A 17,938-nucleotide genomic window follows, 5' to 3' on the forward strand; every position below is an offset into this window, starting at 1 on the left:
AGTGTCGGTTCAGTAAAAGGCCGGCCGGTTCATGACCGTTATTAAATGCCCAAGGGGAGGGCTTGCCCTCCTAAAATTAGGTGGTACCACGAATACTTCGTCCTATGTTGGACGGAGTTTTTTGTTAACGAGGTGCAGAGAAAAGATTAGAAAGGAAGATGGCTATGCGGGTTAAAGATACTTTGAATCTTGGTAAAACCAAGTTCCCCATGCGTGGCAAACTGCCCAAAACAGAGGGCAACCGCGAAAAAGTGTGGGAAGAAAACAAGGTCTATGAGCAACGGCAGAAATTAAACCAGGGGAAACCGAGCTTTGTGCTCCATGATGGTCCTCCATACGCCAACGGTAATATTCACGTTGGTCACGCGATGAACAAGATCAGTAAGGACTTCATCGTGCGGTTTAAGTCGATGACTGGTTACCGCGCACCGTATGTCCCTGGCTGGGATACTCACGGGTTGCCAATTGAACACCAGTTAACAAAGGCTGGTTATGACCGGAAGAAAATGTCGACGACGGAATTCCGGGATCTTTGTCGGCAGTACGCCTTGGAACAGGTTCAAAAACAGATGGCTGGCTTTAAGCGTCTTGGTGTTTCTGGTGACTGGGACCACCCCTACCTGACGTTGAACAAGGAGTTTGAAGCTGCTCAAATTAAGGTTTTTGGTGCCTTTGCGAAGAAGGGACTCTTGTACCAAGCAAAGAAGCCGGTTTACTGGTCATGGTCATCTGAATCCGCCCTGGCAGAAGCTGAAGTCGAATACCATGACGTGGTAGCAAAGACGGCCTTTTTTGTTGAACAAGTGAAGGACGGCAAGGGTGTCTTGGACAACAATACTTATCTTGTTGTTTGGACGACCACACCATGGACGATTCCGGCATCTGAAGCCGTTGCTGTCAATGCCGACTTTGACTATGTCGTGGTCAAGCCAGCAAGTGATGACCGGCAATTCGTGATGGCGGCAACGTTGCTGGATAAACTTGCCGAAAAGTTCGGCTGGGAAAGTTATGACGTAGTTAAACACGTCGCTGGTAAAGACCTGGAGGGGATTACCACTACCCACCCGTACCTGGATCGCGAATTGCTTGTGGGACTCGCGGACTACGTTACCGCAGATACCGGGACTGGGCTTGTTCACACTGCACCTGGCTATGGGGATGACGACTACCACTTTGGGCTGAAGTATAAGCTGCCGATCTTTGCGCCAATGAATGACCAGGGGATCCTGACTAAGGAAAATGGCCCTGAATTTGATGGGGTCTTCTACCAAAAGGCTGATGACATTTCACTCAAACTGTTGAAGGAACATGATGCGCTCTTACTACAAGAGCCACTGAAGCACTCTTACCCGTTTGACTGGCGGACGAAGAAGCCGATTGTTTTCCGGGCAACTGATCAGTGGTTCGTTTCCATTGACAAGATGCGCGATCAGATTCTCAATGCGGTGGACGAAGTGAAGTATAAGCCGGACTGGGGAAAGGTCCGTCTGTACAATATGCTGAAAGACCGTGGCGACTGGGTTATCTCTCGGCAACGTGTCTGGGGTGTACCGTTGCCAATCTTTTATGCGGAAGACGGGACGCCGATTATGGAAGAAGAAACGATCAACCACGTTTCTGACCTCTTCCGGAAATACGGTTCTAACGTCTGGTTTGAACGCGACGCGAAGGACCTCTTGCCAAAAGGTTATACTAATGAGCATTCGCCAAATGGCAAATTTACCAAGGAAACAGACATCATGGACGTTTGGTTTGACTCTGGTTCGTCCCACCAGGGGGTCTTGGCAGAACGGCCTGAATTAACCTACCCAGCTGACCTCTACCTTGAAGGATCCGACCAGTACCGGGGTTGGTTCAACTCCAGTCTGATCACGAGTGTCGTCGTTGATGGTCACGCACCATACAAGCAAATTGTCAGTCAGGGATTCACTCTTGACAAGCGCGGTAACAAGATGAGTAAGTCAATGGGGAACGTCATCGACCCGGCCAAGGTCGTTGACCAGATGGGGGCCGAAATTATCCGTCTGTGGGTCATGAGTGTTGATACTAGTGCTGACGTCCGGGTATCAATGGGTAGCTTCCAGCAGATCTCAGAAGCTTACCGGAAAATCCGTAACACTTTCCGTTTCTTGTTAGCCAACGTTGGCGACTTTAATGCCACTACTGATCATGTTGATTACGCCAATATGGAAGCTATCGACCAGTACATGGAGGTTACTTTCAACCACTTCTTGGCTGACATGCGGAAGAAGATGGATGATTATGACTTCTTAAGTGCGTACAAGATGTTAATCAACTTTGTTAACAACGAATTGTCCGCTTTCTACATGAATGTTGCGAAGGACGTTCTCTACATTGAAGCCGAGGACTCACCAGTACGGCGTTCGATGCAGACGGTCTTCCACGATATTCTGGACGGCTTAGTGAAATTGCTGACACCGATTTTGCCACACACGACAGAAGAGGTTTGGCAATACATGGGCGGAACTGAACAGGAATTCGTTCAGTTGACTGAAATCCCAGATCCACAACATTTTGCTGGCGAAGAAGAACTAGTTGCTAACTGGGATCAGTTCATGGCAATTCGTTCACACGTTCTCAAGGGTCTGGAAGAAGCGCGGAATAATAAGGTTATTGGTAAGTCACTGGAGGCCAAAGCAGACCTGTACTTAACCAATAACCAACAGGAGTTGCTGAAGAAGCTTAACGCTAACATCAAGCAAGTTCTTGGTGTTTCCGCGCTGACTATTCACGGTGTCGATGATAAGCCAGCCGATGCGGTTGAATTTAGTGACCAAGTAGCAGTGAAGATTACTGCTGCACCAGGTGAGGTTTGCCAGCGCTGCCGGATGACGACAGAAGATGTAGGTAGTGACTCAGCATACCCACAACTGTGTGCTCGTTGCGCGAAGATTGTTCGCGATAACTTTCCAGAAACCGTGAATGAAGGATTAGAAAAATAGTTAGTGGACATTAAAATTGTCTGCTTAATAGGTAACGGCTGCTTTCTTAAGGAGAAGGTAGTCGTTTTTTGGGCTCTTTGTCAATCGGTACTGATAGCTAATTTTGACCAGTTCAAGCAACTAGTTTGCTTGGACTGGTTTTTCTAGTGTTTAAGGGGTCCTTAATCATGATGTGCGAATTTTTCAACGCTATTAGAATTCGGATTCTAAAACGAAAAAAGTTGCGAAAACCATAAGCTGTCCGTTTAATCACTTTGATCTTGTTGTTAGTGCCTTCGATTGGACCATTAGTTAACTGGTATCGAAAACTCCTGATGATTTCTTCCTGGTGTTGGCGCAAAGTCCGCTGAACTTTCTGAAATCGATGTGGCAGACTAGTGAGTTTGCGTTTTAAAAGCGTCGTTAGCTCGTCCTCCTGGCCATGATCGACTGCATCAACCAGGGTCTGGTAGTAGTCATAAGCTTTTTGTAAATCCTCTGACATAGCTAGCAGACGGTCCACGACTTCGCTATTGGACAACCAGGCGCCACGAAAGTTGCGCCTTGGACGGTGATGAACACTATCTAAGGAACTAACTTTCTGTAAAAGCAACTTCCAGAAACGCTTCAAGGCGCGATACTCATGAGTTTCATGACCATAATGATTCATTACTTTGATCCGGACAGCTTGAAAGGCTCGATAAGCCTGGGCGACGATGTGAAAATGATCGGCAATGATGCTCGCATTGGGAAACAATTCTTTAATTAGGCCTCGGTAAGGTTGGTAGAGATCGACCACAATTAGCCGGACTGCCAACCGTGCTTGACGGGTAAAGTGACGATAAAAGTATTGTTTGAGAAAGCGAGAATTGCGCGATTGGATAATATCAATGGTGCGATGGTTGACGGGATTCATTAAGAGCATACTCATCCCACTCGTCGCAAACTTTCCGGACTTAAAGTCATCCAAAGCAATTGTGGCCGGTAGCCAGTTTTTTTCTGGTGTGAACGTATCCTCTAGCGAGTCGATTGTTCTGGCCACGGTACTGGCAGAAACGTAGTAGTCCTTAGCCAACTCTTTCTGTGAAATATTACGATGAAGGTCTTTAGTAATGTACTGTTTAACGTTATTGGCGATCCGACAGCCACGGCTAATCCCGTGAATCGTGGCGACTTTCGTTACCGTTTCCGGACACTCAGCTGTTGGCTTACAAATATACTGTTGTTTTCTAATCATCAGAAAGGTCTTTACACCAGCGACCGACAGGGCGGTAACGACTACTGGGCGTTGGCGAAACCCATTTTTTAGCATCGGTCGACCACAGATTGGACAAAGGCACTTGCCAGTCTTGACTAGATGAATAACTTTGAACTTATCGGCAATCGTCTCGGTACCTTCTTTATCTAGTTGAAGTCCTGGGTCTTGGATTCCGGTTAAAAAGTTGATATTATTAGTCACGAGGATTAATTTCCTTTCTGGAGGACAATCACCACGCTTTAGGGTTGTGGGGTGATTGTCCATTTTTTATATGGCTATCATAAATAAAAAAAGGCACTGATGAAATATTACATCAGTACCGAATAGTGTAGAACCGTTTTTTGAGTTGGCCAGAAATGACATGAGCCACTAACACGGTGTAAAATAAGACGATATTGTTGTGGGAGGTAGAAAAATGTTAGTTGGAACCGTTAAGCAGTATGACCAACAAAAAGGCTGGGGATTTATCACGATCCCACATGAAGAAGAAGTGTACGTTCACGCCCGGGGGATTATGCCCGCTGACCGTGAACAATTACGGACGGGTGATCAGGTTTCCCTGGTAGTAATTCAAGGACAACGTGGGCCGCAAGCGGCACGCGTTCGGATTATGCGCTAAGAGGGAGTGATTCTGATGGAATTTAAAGAAGTTCCAGTTAGTTGCAAAAACGTTTTTCATGGTCATCTGATTGATGTGGAAGTCGAGCGGGTTAAAACACCTGCCGGCCAGCTTGCTCAACGAGAAATTGTCCGCCATGCCAAGGCGGTATGCTTACTGGCAGTTAACGACGACGGAAAATTTGCCGTGGTGAAGCAGTGGCGCGAGCCAATTGCGATGACAACCTTGGAAATTCCCGCTGGTAAGGTGGACGATCGGGATGATGGTTCCTCACTACACGCTGCCAAGCGGGAGCTAAATGAGGAAACACGCTTAAGTGCAAAACACCTTAATCGTATCTGTGGGTTTCATAGTTCGGTCGGTTTTTCTGATGAATACTTGACCATGTACCTAGCTGAAGGCCTCTCGCCAGTCAAAAAACAGCTCCCCCAGGATCCTGATGAGCAGTTAAGCCTGCAATGGTTGACAGTCGATCAGGGACTGCAAATGATTGAAAGTGGGCAGATAACCGATGCAAAAACGATTATGGCAATCTACTATCTGAAAGGGCATTGTAATGAACAACGATAATAATCAAGCCGGGGTTGACGAACACCTCACGCGTGCGCAATATCGTAGTCAGATCAAGCATAAGCGGGGATTATTTGGTCATCACCAAAATGAAGAGACAACAGACAAAAATCAACAGGCCTCACATGGCAACCCAGAGCCGCAGCCGATTCCTGAACCAACTCCGGCAACTGAGCAAACGAATGCTCAATCGGCGTTCCCTAACCGTGCAGCCAGCTTAGCGATGGACAAAGAAACACTGGCTGAGGAAAAGAGTCAACGGTTAGCGAAGAGACTCAACATTGCGATCGCGGTCTTGGTGGTGCTAATTGTGGTTGTTTATTTAGTTTTATTTTTTGTGGGATAAGGAGCAACGACGATGACAAAAATCGGAATTATTTGTGCGATGCAAGAAGAAATTAAGGAATTGTTGGCGGCCATGGACAAAGATGAGGTTCATCGCTTAAGTGGCAAGGATTATCACCTTGGTCGGTTAAGTGGCCAGCCAGTAGTGTTGGTAGAATCGGGGATTGGTAAAGTGGAGGCTGGAATTACCACTGAACACCTTATTAGCGAGTTTGGGGCCGACGTGGTTATTAACTCTGGTTCGGCCGGCGGAATTGGTGATGGACTGCGCGTTGGTGATGTGGTGATCTCCACCGAAACGGCCTATCATGATGTGGATGCTCGTGCCTTTGACTACGTTTATGGCCAGCTGCCACAACAGCCGGCAACATTTCCGGCATCTGAGTTGTGGGCAGACCGGTTGGCCCGGGCTAGCGAAAAAACTGGGCTTCACACTGTTCGCGGCTTGATTGTCACGGGCGACCAATTTGTCTCCAGCAGCGAAGCGATTGCCAGGATTAAGCACCATTTCCCTCAAGCACTAGCAGCAGAAATGGAGGGGGCGGCGGTTGGCCAGGTTGCAACTGATCACCAGGTACCTTACGTTGTCTTACGTGCGATGTCAGACACTGGTGACGAAGATGCCGGAGTTAGCTTTGATAAGTTTATAATTGATGCTGGAAAACGGTCGGCTAGGATGTTACTGACCATGATTCAGCAATTATCAGAGGAGGATTAAGGGTGGCTGAAGTTTATCTCGATAACGCAGCGACGACACCAATGGTGCAACCAGTCATTGATGTCTTAGTAGATCAGCTCAATCATCACTGGGGAAACGCCTCAACCGGTTATGGTTACGGACGTGATGCAAAGCGTGTATTGGAAGACAGCAGGCACGTGATTGCTCAAAGTATTGGAGCCCGTGATGACGAAATTGTGTTCACCAGTGGTGGTTCTGAAGGTGATAATACCGCCATCATTCAGGTGGCTCACGCGCGGGCAAAGCTGGGCAAGCATATCATTACTACCGCTATTGAACATGATGCAGTGCTGAAAAGTTGTCAGGCGCTGGAAGCAGAGGGATTTCGTGTTACCTACTTGCCGGTTGATGAACGTGGAATGATTTCATTAACGGATTTAAAAGAAGCACTGGATGATCAGACGACGCTCGTGTCAGTGATGATGGCTAATAACGAGGTCGGCACCAAAATGCCCATTCGGCAAATTGGTGAGCTTCTGGTTGATCATCAGGCCTGGTTCCATACGGACGCGGTGCAAGCTTATGGGCTGGAGGATATCGATGTTAACCGTGATCATATTGACCTCTTGTCGACGTCTGCCCACAAGATTAACGGCCCTAAGATGATGGGCTTTTTGTACCGCCGAGAAGGCTTGAACTTTTCGAGCTTGATTAAGGGTGGCGAGCAGGAAACAAAGCGGCGCGCGGGAACCGAAAATGTTCCAGCAGCAGCCGCATTCGCAAAGGCGGTGAGTTTGCTGACCCCTGCAGAAAAGGACCATAGGGGGCAAAAATTTCTTGGCTTTAAACATGAGCTGGTTCGCCAGTTGACCAAGCACGGAATTGATTTTGCTGTGAATGGCTCCCCAATTGATGAAGCAATGCCACAAATTATCAACTTGTGGATTAAGGGAGTGCCAACACAGGTGATGCAAAACGGCTTAGACTTGGCGGGGTTTGCAGTTTCTGGTGGCTCAGCCTGCACGGCAGGCAATGTGGAACCATCTCATGTCTTAGTGGCAATGTTTGGTCCAGTTAGTCCCCGCATTACTGAATCGATTCGTGTCAGCTTTGGCGTCATGAATACTATCGAGCAGGTCGATGCGTTGGCAACTAATATTGTTAAAATCGTCAAGCGGGTGAAAGGAGAATAAGGATGCCATACAGTAAGTCAGTAAAGGTTAGTGGTGATACGCAAACTTACACCATTAGCCCGGAGATTAAGGAGTACACACTTAATGACCTGGGTTTTGAGCGCTCACGGCGGGGAACTTTTACTTATGAAGGAAGTCTCGACCGAACTTCGCCATTTCACTCGGCTGCTAAGTTAAAAATTTGGGTATCTCCGGAAATGGATGCTTTTAAAATGGAAACCGTTAACGGTAACGGGATGAGCAAGATTAACATTTTTCGGGGAAGCCGGTCCAAGGAATTCGTTTTGCAGTACCACTTTATTCTTGATGAAATGGTGAAACGCCACGTTTTCGACCGGCAATAGCTTAGGCTGGTCAACCGGGCGTGTCATTTGGTACAATAGCTCCTACTGGAATCACGACCTTCAATCGTTGACGACCAGAATCTTAGACGAAATGATGGTGAACTAAATGAACCAAGACCATAGTCACACCCGTGTCGTTGTCGGCATGAGCGGTGGCGTCGATTCTTCTGTCTCAGCTCTCTTGCTGAAGCGGGCAGGGTATGACGTTGTTGGTGTTTTTATGAAAAACTGGGATGATACGGATGAGAATGGTGTCTGCACGGCAACCACCGATTACCGTGACGTTGCCAAAGTGGCAAGCAAGATCGGCATCCCGTACTATTCGGTCAACTTTGAAAAGGAGTACTGGGACCGGGTCTTTACGTACTTTATTGATGAGTATAAAAAGGGCCGGACACCTAATCCCGATGTTTTATGCAACAAGGAGATTAAGTTCCGGGCCTTTACTGATTATGCTCACCAGTTAGGTGCAGATTATATTGCGATGGGGCATTATGCAGACCTTCATCGCGATGAAGATGGTAATATGCACCTAATGAGGGCGACCGACCAAAATAAGGACCAAACATACTTCCTGAGTCAGCTTGACCACGACCAGCTGGATGACGTGATCTTCCCGTTAGCCAAGTATACCAAGCCCCAGGTTCGGGAGATTGCGCGGCAGGCAGGACTGGCGACAGCTAATAAGAAGGACTCAGTGGGTATTTGCTTTATTGGTGAAGATGGCCATTTTCGGGAATTTCTGAGTCATTACCTACCTGCTCAACCGGGGCCAATGATGACCCTTGACGGTCAGAAAGTGGGCGAGCATACTGGGTTAATGTACTACACTATTGGTCAACGTCGCGGCCTCGGCTTGGGCGGCAACGCGAAAAGCAATGCGCCATGGTTTGTCGTTGGTAAGGATATCAAGAAAAATATTTTATACGTGGGTCAGGGTTATGAGAACCCGGCGCTTTATGCGACGCACCTGGAAGCAAGCGATATTCACTGGGTTGATGACATTATCAGCAGGTATGGTGACCGTTTCCGTTGTACGGCAAAGTTTCGCTACCGGCAAAAGGATGTTCCGGTAACAGTTGAACTCAAAGAAAACAGGGACAGCCTGACGGTTTATTTTGATGATCCGGCGCGGGCGATTACTCCGGGACAGGCGGTTGTCTTTTATGATGGTGACGAGTGTCTTGGTAGCGCGATCATTGACCGTGCTTACCAGGATGATCACCAGTTGCAGTATGTTTAAGAAAGAAGTGACGGATTAAATTCGTCACTTTTTTCTTAAAGCATTCTTCATTGGAGAGAAAACTCTGTTAAGATAGTAGGGAAAGGTTTGGAAAGGACCAAGGTGTGCGATGACTGTTTTTTACTTTATTCGTCACGGGAAAACGGAATGGAACAAGGCGTCCCGTTATCAGGGGGCTCATGGTGATTCCCCGCTGTTACCCGAAAGTTACCAAGAAATCAAACTACTAGCCAAACACTTGGCGGCAATCAATTTTGTTCATGCTTATGCGAGCCCGCTCCCAAGGGCACTAACAACAGCGCGTACCCTGATTAGTGAGCTTCCATCAAACATCCCTTTAACAGTTGACAGCCGTTTGCGCGAGTTCAACCTTGGAAAAATGGAAGGACGACGGTTCGACGAAGTGAAGGCCCGGTGGCCACAAGTGGTGGATAGTTTCCATTTTCACGCCGATAAGTTTGACAACCGCTTAATTGACAGTGAAAGTTTTTCGGCGGTTATCGATCGTTTTCGGGCGGCAATTGAGGAATATGCTGCTGCTTATCCCGGATCACAAAACGTCCTGGTTGTCTCACACGGTGCGGCACTGAATGCGGGAATTAACGGTTCATTGAATGTTCCATTGGCACACCTGAAGGACCGTGGTGGCTTGTCGAACACCTCAACGACGATTTTACAAACGGCGGACGGTAAGAATTTTCAGTTAAAAAAATGGAACGAGACGGATTATCTTCATAAAACAACGGTAGACCCCACTGACACAATTTGATGAGGAGATTGAATAATGACAACAAAAGATTCATCAAAGGCTAATCAAGAGCAGACGAATCAACTGGTTCACCGGTTGATAGCTGCAATTGATCAGCAACCGGAAAAAGTTAACAATTATTATGACCTTGGATCACTATTGACACGGTTGCAGTCGTATGAGCAAGCTGAAGAGTTATTTATGAAGGCGCTGGGAATTTTTGAACAGAAGGATGATGGTGATGCCGTTAACCTTCTAAACTACGGACTCGGGAATCTCTACTATACTGTTGGTAAAGCCAAGAGCGCCATTGATTATTACAATAAGATTGATGACCCGAAACTCAAGGCGGATTCTTACCTAATGCTGGCCCAGAGTTACATGAAGGAAAAGCATTACAAACAGGCGGTGGCTTATGGGTTGACTGCCCTCGAACTCCGTCCTGATGATGCAGCAATTAATCAGGTGCTAGGTGATTCATTCCTCGCTCTTGGTGAGTTTGAACAAGCACGCGGTTACTATGACACGATTTTGAAACACCACCCGGGACGGGCGGATACACAGTTTAACCGTGGTTTGGTCGCGATGGTGTTAGGTGAAGATTACCATTCATACTTGACTCAGGCTCAGCAACTCGATCCGGATTTCTATAAAAAGAGTGAAAAACGGATTGCCGATATTAAAGACTTCTTAGAGCGGCAGGGCGGTTTGACAAATGACTAAGAAAAAAAAGACGACTGCGGGGCAAGAAACCATTACGGGGAAACCGCAGGAGCCTTTTTTTTCGTCCCCTGATAGCTACTACAAAGTTATGCCGCTAATTACAAAAAAACATACTTACACCATTGTTGGCGATTTTGGTGACTTAAGTCACGATGTCGACTATGCCTTTACCGGTAAGTGGGTCAACCACCCCAAGTATGGTCAGCAATTTCGGGTAGCGAGCTATAAGCGAGTTATTGACGTCGAGCCGGGTAAAGAAACAGCCTTCCAGTATCTTCGCAACCTTAACGTTGATGACGACTTTGCCAGAAAAATCGTCGATACACTTGGTGAGAACGCGCTCAATGAACTAGTTAATAATCCGGAAATAATTGAACGATGTGATCCCACAAATGAACAGCAGGAGCAGCTCTTTGGTGCGCTCCGGCTGGGCAAAACAAAGGATGTTTTATTACAACGGCTAGGCCAGCTTGGCTTTACCGGAAACCAGAGCCAAGATATTTTTCAAAAATTTGGCACCAACGCTAGCAAGGTTATCAAAGAAGACCCGTATCAACTAGTTCGTGAAGTGAGTGGGATAACTTTCCCGTTGGTGGATAAACTAGCTGATAAGTTAGGATGGCAAGCGGATTCGCCATTACGGTTGGATGCTGCTTTATTGGAAGCCGCCGAAGAATTGACACGTGAAAGTGGCAACACTTACTGTGGACGGCAAGAAGTTATTGAAAGAGCAAGCCGTCTGTTAGCAGACCGCCAGCTAGCGCGAAAATTGGAACAACGGCTGGATAGTAAAAAACAGCAACTAATTAGTTTGTTGGACGGGCAACGAGTCTTTCCAGCTGAATTGGACCAGGCAGAACAAGAGATCACTCGTGACCTGAATTTGCTCAATGAAGGACACCTAAGCTCATTTGATGACCAGGAACTGAAAAAACAGGTTGACCAGTATGAGAGCCGCAATGGCATTCAATTAGATCACGAACAGACCGCGGCAATCAGGCTAGCGGTTCAGTCGCCAGTTAGCTTAATTACTGGTGGACCAGGAACCGGTAAAACAACAATTATCAAGGGGATAATCGAAACCTTTTTGGGGTTAACGGGAGCTCAAAGCACTGACTTAGTCCTGACTGCACCGACTGGTCGGGCGGCTAAACGGATGAGTGAAGCCACCGGAATCAACGCCTACACAATTCACCATTGTTTAGGATTAACTGGTCGGGAAATGCCGGCGCAAATCCGGGCGTCGAAAACCTTTGATGCCGAGATGGTCATCGTTGACGAAATGTCCATGGTTGACACCCTTTTATGTCGGGCGCTGATCGACGCAGTTAATCCGGGCACCCGTCTCGTCTTAGTGGGGGATGCGGATCAATTACCATCTGTTGGCCCTGGACAGGTTTTTTCTAACTTGTTATCCAGTGCGGTCTTGCCAACAGTTAAATTAGAGCGGATTTATCGTCAAGACCAGGACTCAACGATTGTGACCTTTGCACACCAGGTTAACCAGGGACGCTTGCCCGCTAATTGGCAGCATAACCAAGCTGACCGTTCAGTAGTTATTTGTGCTCCTAACCAAGTTGCCATCTTCGTTAACAAGCTAATTGACTGGGCAAAACAGCAAGGTTATTCATTGTCGGATATTCAAGTAATGGCACCAATGTACAAAAAAGTTGGTGGTATTAACGAAATTAACGCCTTTGTTCAATCGCAGCAAAACCCGCAATCCGGTGGAAAGGCGAGTGTTGTCTTTGGACGAGAAAACAACCATACTTACCGGGTTGGCGACAAGGTGATGCAGCGGGTAAATAACCCCGATAAAGGTGTGTTTAATGGTGATATTGGAATTGTTAAGACAATCGAGAGCCGCGATACTGATCCAGTTGCGCGTGGGAAAAATGCAAAGATAACGGTCAAATTTGACCAGCGAGAAGTATCATATAACCCACTGGAATGGAAAGAACAACTGACACTAGCTTATTGCATTTCGATTCACAAGTCACAAGGGAGCCAGTTTCCTGTAGTGATCGTCGCACTAGTCAATGCCGATTCAATTATGCTAAAACGTAACCTGTTTTATACTGCAGTAACACGGGCGTCAGGCTTTTTGTTAATGGTTGGCGAACAGCAGGCGTTTGAAACCAGTGTTGCCAACGCCATGTCAGCTCGGCAAACCATGATGCAGGAGCGGTTAACGGCTGCCTTCCACCAGGACAATAAAAAGACTGAAGAACGACCTGCAAAGGATACCGAAACTCCATCAAAGAAGCAGGAGGCAAACCAGCATAAAACGACAACCACTACGCAGTCACATCTCCTGACTGCACAACTGATTGCGAACGAAGAAATCTCGCCGATGATCGGGATGGATGGAGTTACCCCTGATTCCTTTAAAAAGAAGTAATAATACCTGATTGACTACGCGGATTTAGTGAAAAATGATACAATACAGCTGTATAACAAAATATTGATTGAGATGATAGGAGTTTGCAAATGAACGCAACAGACAAGATCGCGAACGTACGGCTATTCAGCTTAAATTCCAACCCGCAATTGGCAAGTAAAATTGCTGATGGGGTGGGTGTACCGCTTAGCAAGGCGAAGATTAGTCACTTTGCTGATGGTGAAATTTCTGTTGAAATTGAGGAAAGCGTCCGGGGTTGTGAGGTTTATGTTATCCAATCAATTTCTGACCCCGTGAACACGAATTTGATGGAACTGCTAATTATGGTTGATGCCTTGCGACGGGCTAGTGCAGCGTCGATTTGTGTTGTGATGCCATACTATGGCTATGCTCGTCAGGATAGGAAAGCACGGTCGCGGGAACCAATTACGGCTAAATTGGTGGCTGACTTGTTGGAAATGGATAAGATTAGTCGTCTGGTGACGATTGACTTGCATGCGGCTCAGGTACAAGGATTCTTTGACATTCCGGTAGATCATTTGATTGCGGCCCCGCTGTTTGCAAAGTATGTTAAGGACAAACACCTCGATGAAAATGTTGTTCTGGTGGCACCTGATCATGCGGGGGTTACGATGACGCGTCGCTTTGCTGAGTTTATTAACGCACCAATTGCTATCGTTGATAATCGTGAAGACGTAAAACACGAAGCCTCATTGACGAAAATCAGTGCTGATTTTGTAATCGGGGATGTTAAAGGAAAAAACGCGATTATTATTGATGACATTGTTGATACGGGCCGGCGGATGGCAATGTCAGCAGAAGTACTGAAGAAATTTGGGGCTAAAAATATTTACGGGATCGCTACTCACCCCGTTTTGTCGGGCAATGCACCTGAAATATTGGAGCATTCGCCAATCAAAGAACTGATCGTTTCTAATTCAATTGCTGTGCCAGAGCAGAAACATATTGATAAGTTAACGATCATTTCGGTAGCTAACTTGTTGGCGGCTGCCTTAATGCGGATTCACCAACACCAGTCGATTGATTCACTTTTCCAACCATTACCAGAAAAAGACTAATAAACAGTTTTGGATGCGATTAATTCGCATCTTTTTTGTTGCCCTTCAATGTTAGGACAAACCAGCAAAAAGTTCATAACCTATAAATCTATCGATAAGCCTTAAATGTACGAAATCAAAGGGCTAATTTGAAGTTGAAAGCGTTTTGCGTTATCTTAGATGTGGAGTATAGTTAATGGTTGATTGTTTCTTTGGCTTTCTTAGTTTGAGGGTGTTATTGATGAAAACAGTCAAAGACGGTGGGAAGAAGCTATCATTTCTATCCATTTACTTTCTAGGGATTAACGCGGTAATTGGCTCCGGTGCGTTCCTGTTACTGCAAGTGATTTATCGTGATATGAACCTCATGAGTGTGCTCGTGCTTCTCTTTGCAGCACTGACCGTCAGTATGGTGGCACTTTGCTATGCTGACTTAGCAAGCCGGTTTAAGGAGTCCGGAGCGGCTTGGATTTACTCTTACAATGCATTTGGCCGTTTTACTGGTTTTGAACTCGGCATTTTTATCTGGTTCTTAGGTTGTTGTACGTTGTCGGCGGAAGTCGTCGCACTGTTAACGACTTTAAAAAGTTTTCTTCCGGTATTTAATAATCCGGTAGTCTATTATTCTTCAGTCTTTGGATTAATCATTTTGTTTGCTATTATTAACTTCTTTGGTCGGACACTTGTCAAACTCGTCGACAACACTTCTTCGGCTGCCAAGATGATTACAATCATCATTTTTATCGTTGTGGGCGCCTTTGTGATTCATTTTAGTCACTTTAAGCCGGTAATTCCGACTGCCGCAGCTAATAGCTTTACGGGATTTTTCCACCACTTTGGAGCTGCTTTTAGTGTCGTCTTTTACTTGTTTACTGGTTTTTCTTTCTTGCCGATTGCGGCTAAGCAAATGAATAATCCAGAAAAAAACATCCCGCGAGTACTCATTGCCGTGATGATTAGCGTCTCTATCCTTTATTCACTGATGATGCTAGTTGCCATCGGGATTCTGGGAACACGCATGAGTGACTACAGTACACCGATCGCTATTGCTTTTCGTGATGGTGTTGGTACCTGGGGTTATTTCTTGGTAATTGTCGGGATGCTGATTAGTATCTTTGGGGTCGCATTTACTGCTTCCTTTAATACGCCATCGCTAATTGCTTCGCTAGCAAATGAACACGGGATGTTGCCAAAAGTGGTGGGCAAAAAGAATCGCTATAATGCACCATGGATTAGTATCATCTTGACGGCCGTGGTTTCATTACTACTGGTCACTCAGTCATACCTTTTTCTGGTTTCCTGCATTGTCCTAGCTTCATTTGTTCAGTATGTACCAACAATCTTTGCTGATATTCGCTTCCTCCACACGAATGAATTTCCTACTCATGGGTTTAAACTGCCAGGTAAATATATTATCCCGGCATTGGCGCTGTTAATCTCGCTTTACATGGTAACTAATTTCACCGTTAAAACTATTATGGTGGGAGTGATTGTAGCGGTATTAGCCGCTATTGCCTACATCTTTATTGAAAAAGATGAAGAGAAGGAGAAAGAGCGGCAAGCTAAATTAGCCCAGTTGCGGAAGAAGAACTAACTAAAAAGTTAAAACGCCAGTCAGGACATTTCCCGACTGACGTTTTTATGTTGGTAGCAATTTTGGATGATCAAGCCATTTTGAAACTGCCACCAGTTTGGTTCGTTAACTTTGCAAACAGGGCTGATAATTCCATCCGTCGCTGGTGGGGAGTAATGAAGACGCCCATCTTTTCCTGATCGAAACCGGTAATCAGCTTGTGGCTATTAAAGATAATGGGATTTTTCAGGATATGCGGATTCTTGTGGATTGCTGAAGTTAATTGATTAATAGTAACGCTATCGCGGTCCATCTTTAGGGACTTTGTTTCACGTGAGCGTTTTGAAATCAATTCGTCGGTCCCGTTGAGGCAGAGGGTTAACAAGCGAGTAACCTCCTCTTTAGTTAACGGTTCCTTTTCCAAGTTTCGTTGAACGACTGCGATATCGTGGTCGGTTAGCCACCTGACGGCCTTTCTTTTTGACGGGTCGTTGGTGTGAAAATACAGGTTGACCATTTCATCACTTCCTTAACACAAGCTGCTAGTTTCATTGTAGCAAGCAATTCAGCAGGTGTTAGAATATCAAATCATTGTTAATAAATTCTTTAAAGTCCGGGTGGTTATTAATTATTCCTTGAGGATTTTAAACAAATCTTAATCAAGCGATAGCACCACGTAGATTGTTGTTATGACGCGATTAAAAAGGCATAAAAGACCTTCAAGCTTCTGCCTGACCATACGTTCGCTATCGGAAGTAAATAGCGAATGATACGCTAGTTATAACGTGATCTATTTTGACTAGTGGGTCGCCATTAATTTATGGGAAGGTGTTAGATGATGAAAAAAGTTGCTAAACCGGCTGGTCATCGGTTAGCTGTTTGCCATGTAATGCTGGGAACGGTCAGTACATTAGGTGTGCTGGCTGCTGCCGCTTCAACTGCAAGTGCCAAGACCATCACGGTGAAGCAAGGTGACACAGTTTGGCAATTAGCCCGGCAGGAAGGCTTGTCCGTTGATGCGTTAGAGCAAGCTAACCCAGCGGTTACACGACTGAGCAATAGTGTGGATCTAATCTATGCTGGTCAAACGCTGCACCTGCCAGCTAGCCATGATGGTTATGTTGTGCAAGATGGTGATACGTTGAGTAAGATTGCCCAGCGTTATCACGTGACGGTAGCTCAGCTCGTCTCCTGGAACCACTTAAGCAACCAGGATTTAATTTATGTGGGCCAACGCCTGGTAGTTAAGGGCGGGGTTGCTAGTGAGCAACCAGCAAACAGTACAGGTTCTCAAATTAACCAGGGGCCAAGCAAGGTGGTTGCGCCGCCGACTAGCGGACAACAGCAGTTGCCATCTCAGACGGCTCCTGTTGCTCAAACGCAGTCACCAGTGCAGGCCGCTTCAGCTGACGAACAAGATCAGGAATCATCGCAGGCAATGGCGAGTCAGGCAGCAAGCAGTTCTGCAAATACTGAGACGCAGCAGAACAATCAACCGGTTCGTCCAGCAAACCAGGCAACGAGTCAAAATGAGAATGCTACCAGCCAAGCGGGCGTTGACCAACACCAAGAACAATCTGGTCAGTTAGCTAACGACACTGCAACAACACAGACGATGACTATACAACAGACGAACCAACCGGCGGCTGTTCAGCAGTGGGCACAGTCTGCAGCGGTTCAAAGTCAAGAACAAGCAGCACCGTCTGCCCCGGCAACGAACAATCAAGCTGAAATGCCGGCTGCTAACCAGCAGACAACGCCTGCTAGTCATTCGCAACAAGCAGCACCAGCAAATGACAACCAGGCCAACAGTTCTCAGCAGAATAACAACGCTGACTTGCAGACGGGTTCTGTTGTCAGCCTAGCTGTTAAGCTGGCTAATAGCAATATTCCGTATGTTTATGGTGGAAACAGCCTTAGTGGGATGGATTGTTCAGGCCTTGTTGACTATGTTTACGCCCACAGCACTGGTAAACAGCTGCCTCATTATACGGTTTCACTGGAAAGCTGTGTTAGCCAAAAGGCAGTTTCACAGGCACAGCCAGGGGACCTGCTTTTCTGGGGCAACCACGGTTCAACTTATCACGTTGCAATTTATATTGGTAACAACCAGTATGTTGCTGCACCACAACCGGGTCAAAACGTTGAAGTACAAACAATTAGTTCTTACTTCATGCCAAGTTTTGCCGGGACCGTTAACTGATTACTATTGCAATTATTATTTTATTAACAATAACTCCCT

General features: G+C 46.3%; 16 protein-coding genes and 1 other annotated feature (1 of these 17 running past the window's edge). Of the genes, 14 read left to right on the forward strand and 2 right to left on the reverse strand.

The window, feature by feature from the left end; genetic code table 11:
- Positions 1-108 (forward strand) — a binding site (T-box leader) (it extends 100 nt beyond the left edge of the window).
- A 56-nt stretch (positions 109-164) separates the two neighbouring features.
- Positions 165-2,963 (forward strand): isoleucine--tRNA ligase, encoded by a 2,799-nt coding sequence (ileS, locus tag C1710_RS06630; RefSeq protein WP_102281259.1) that lies wholly within the window; start codon positions 165-167, stop codon positions 2,961-2,963.
- Between the two features lie 112 nt (positions 2,964-3,075).
- On the opposite strand, the gene C1710_RS06635 is transcribed toward ileS, so the two are convergent.
- The gene (locus C1710_RS06635; RefSeq protein ID WP_102281261.1) at positions 3,076-4,401 is read right to left on the reverse strand and encodes an ISL3 family transposase; all 1,326 of its coding nucleotides are present in this window, start codon (positions 4,399-4,401) and stop codon (positions 3,076-3,078) included.
- 214 nt (positions 4,402-4,615) lie between these two features.
- On the opposite strand from C1710_RS06635, the gene C1710_RS06640 reads away from it, so the two are divergent.
- From C1710_RS06640 to C1710_RS06695, 12 genes are all read left to right on the forward strand, one after another.
- Positions 4,616-4,819, forward strand: coding sequence for a cold-shock protein (locus tag C1710_RS06640; protein ID WP_102281262.1), 204 nt, complete (start codon positions 4,616-4,618; stop codon positions 4,817-4,819).
- 15 nt (positions 4,820-4,834) lie between these two features.
- Positions 4,835-5,389: an NUDIX hydrolase gene (locus C1710_RS06645; protein WP_102281263.1), complete on the forward strand. Its 555-nt coding sequence runs from the start codon at positions 4,835-4,837 to the stop codon at positions 5,387-5,389.
- Complete coding sequence (locus tag C1710_RS08360) at positions 5,376-5,735, forward strand: hypothetical protein (RefSeq protein WP_235857986.1); 360 nt, start codon at positions 5,376-5,378, stop codon at positions 5,733-5,735. Before C1710_RS06645 ends, C1710_RS08360 begins: the two co-directional genes overlap by 14 nt.
- Positions 5,736-5,747: 12 nt before the next feature.
- Positions 5,748-6,452 (forward strand): 5'-methylthioadenosine/adenosylhomocysteine nucleosidase, encoded by a 705-nt coding sequence (locus C1710_RS06655; protein WP_102281265.1) that lies wholly within the window; start codon positions 5,748-5,750, stop codon positions 6,450-6,452.
- Positions 6,453-6,454: 2 nt separating this feature from the next.
- Positions 6,455-7,606: a cysteine desulfurase family protein gene (locus C1710_RS06660; RefSeq protein WP_102281266.1), complete on the forward strand. Its 1,152-nt coding sequence runs from the start codon at positions 6,455-6,457 to the stop codon at positions 7,604-7,606.
- A 2-nt stretch (positions 7,607-7,608) separates the two neighbouring features.
- Entirely contained in the window at positions 7,609-7,950 is a 342-nt protein-coding gene (locus tag C1710_RS06665) for a cysteine desulfurase (protein ID WP_102281267.1), read from the forward strand.
- A 106-nt stretch (positions 7,951-8,056) separates the two neighbouring features.
- On the forward strand, positions 8,057-9,193 hold the full coding sequence (gene mnmA / locus C1710_RS06670) for a tRNA 2-thiouridine(34) synthase MnmA (protein ID WP_102281269.1): 1,137 nt from the start codon (positions 8,057-8,059) through the stop codon (positions 9,191-9,193).
- A gap of 109 nt (positions 9,194-9,302) precedes the next feature.
- The gene (locus C1710_RS06675; protein WP_102281270.1) at positions 9,303-9,962 is read left to right on the forward strand and encodes a histidine phosphatase family protein; all 660 of its coding nucleotides are present in this window, start codon (positions 9,303-9,305) and stop codon (positions 9,960-9,962) included.
- Positions 9,963-9,977: 15 nt separating this feature from the next.
- Positions 9,978-10,664 (forward strand): tetratricopeptide repeat protein, encoded by a 687-nt coding sequence (locus tag C1710_RS06680; RefSeq protein ID WP_102281272.1) that lies wholly within the window; start codon positions 9,978-9,980, stop codon positions 10,662-10,664.
- Positions 10,657-13,065, forward strand: coding sequence for an SF1B family DNA helicase RecD2 (gene recD2 / locus C1710_RS06685; RefSeq protein ID WP_102281273.1), 2,409 nt, complete (start codon positions 10,657-10,659; stop codon positions 13,063-13,065). The genes C1710_RS06680 and recD2 overlap by 8 nt, the downstream gene beginning before the upstream one ends.
- Before the next feature lie 89 nt (positions 13,066-13,154).
- Positions 13,155-14,144 (forward strand): ribose-phosphate diphosphokinase, encoded by a 990-nt coding sequence (locus C1710_RS06690; RefSeq protein ID WP_102281274.1) that lies wholly within the window; start codon positions 13,155-13,157, stop codon positions 14,142-14,144.
- A gap of 220 nt (positions 14,145-14,364) precedes the next feature.
- Entirely contained in the window at positions 14,365-15,717 is a 1,353-nt protein-coding gene (locus C1710_RS06695) for an APC family permease (protein WP_102281800.1), read from the forward strand.
- 70 nt (positions 15,718-15,787) lie between these two features.
- Here C1710_RS06695 and C1710_RS06700 read toward each other — a convergent pair whose 3' ends face one another.
- Positions 15,788-16,213, reverse strand: a complete 426-nt coding sequence (locus C1710_RS06700) for an ArsC/Spx/MgsR family protein (protein WP_102281275.1) — start codon at positions 16,211-16,213, stop codon at positions 15,788-15,790.
- A 318-nt stretch (positions 16,214-16,531) separates the two neighbouring features.
- Between C1710_RS06700 and C1710_RS06705 the strand changes: the two genes are divergently transcribed.
- The gene (locus tag C1710_RS06705; RefSeq protein WP_102281277.1) at positions 16,532-17,899 is read left to right on the forward strand and encodes a C40 family peptidase; all 1,368 of its coding nucleotides are present in this window, start codon (positions 16,532-16,534) and stop codon (positions 17,897-17,899) included.
- Positions 17,900-17,938 lie beyond the last annotated feature (39 nt).

It is taken from the genome of [Lactobacillus] timonensis, assembly GCF_900240275.1.
In the GTDB taxonomy this organism is placed as follows: domain Bacteria; phylum Bacillota; class Bacilli; order Lactobacillales; family Lactobacillaceae; genus Limosilactobacillus; species Limosilactobacillus timonensis.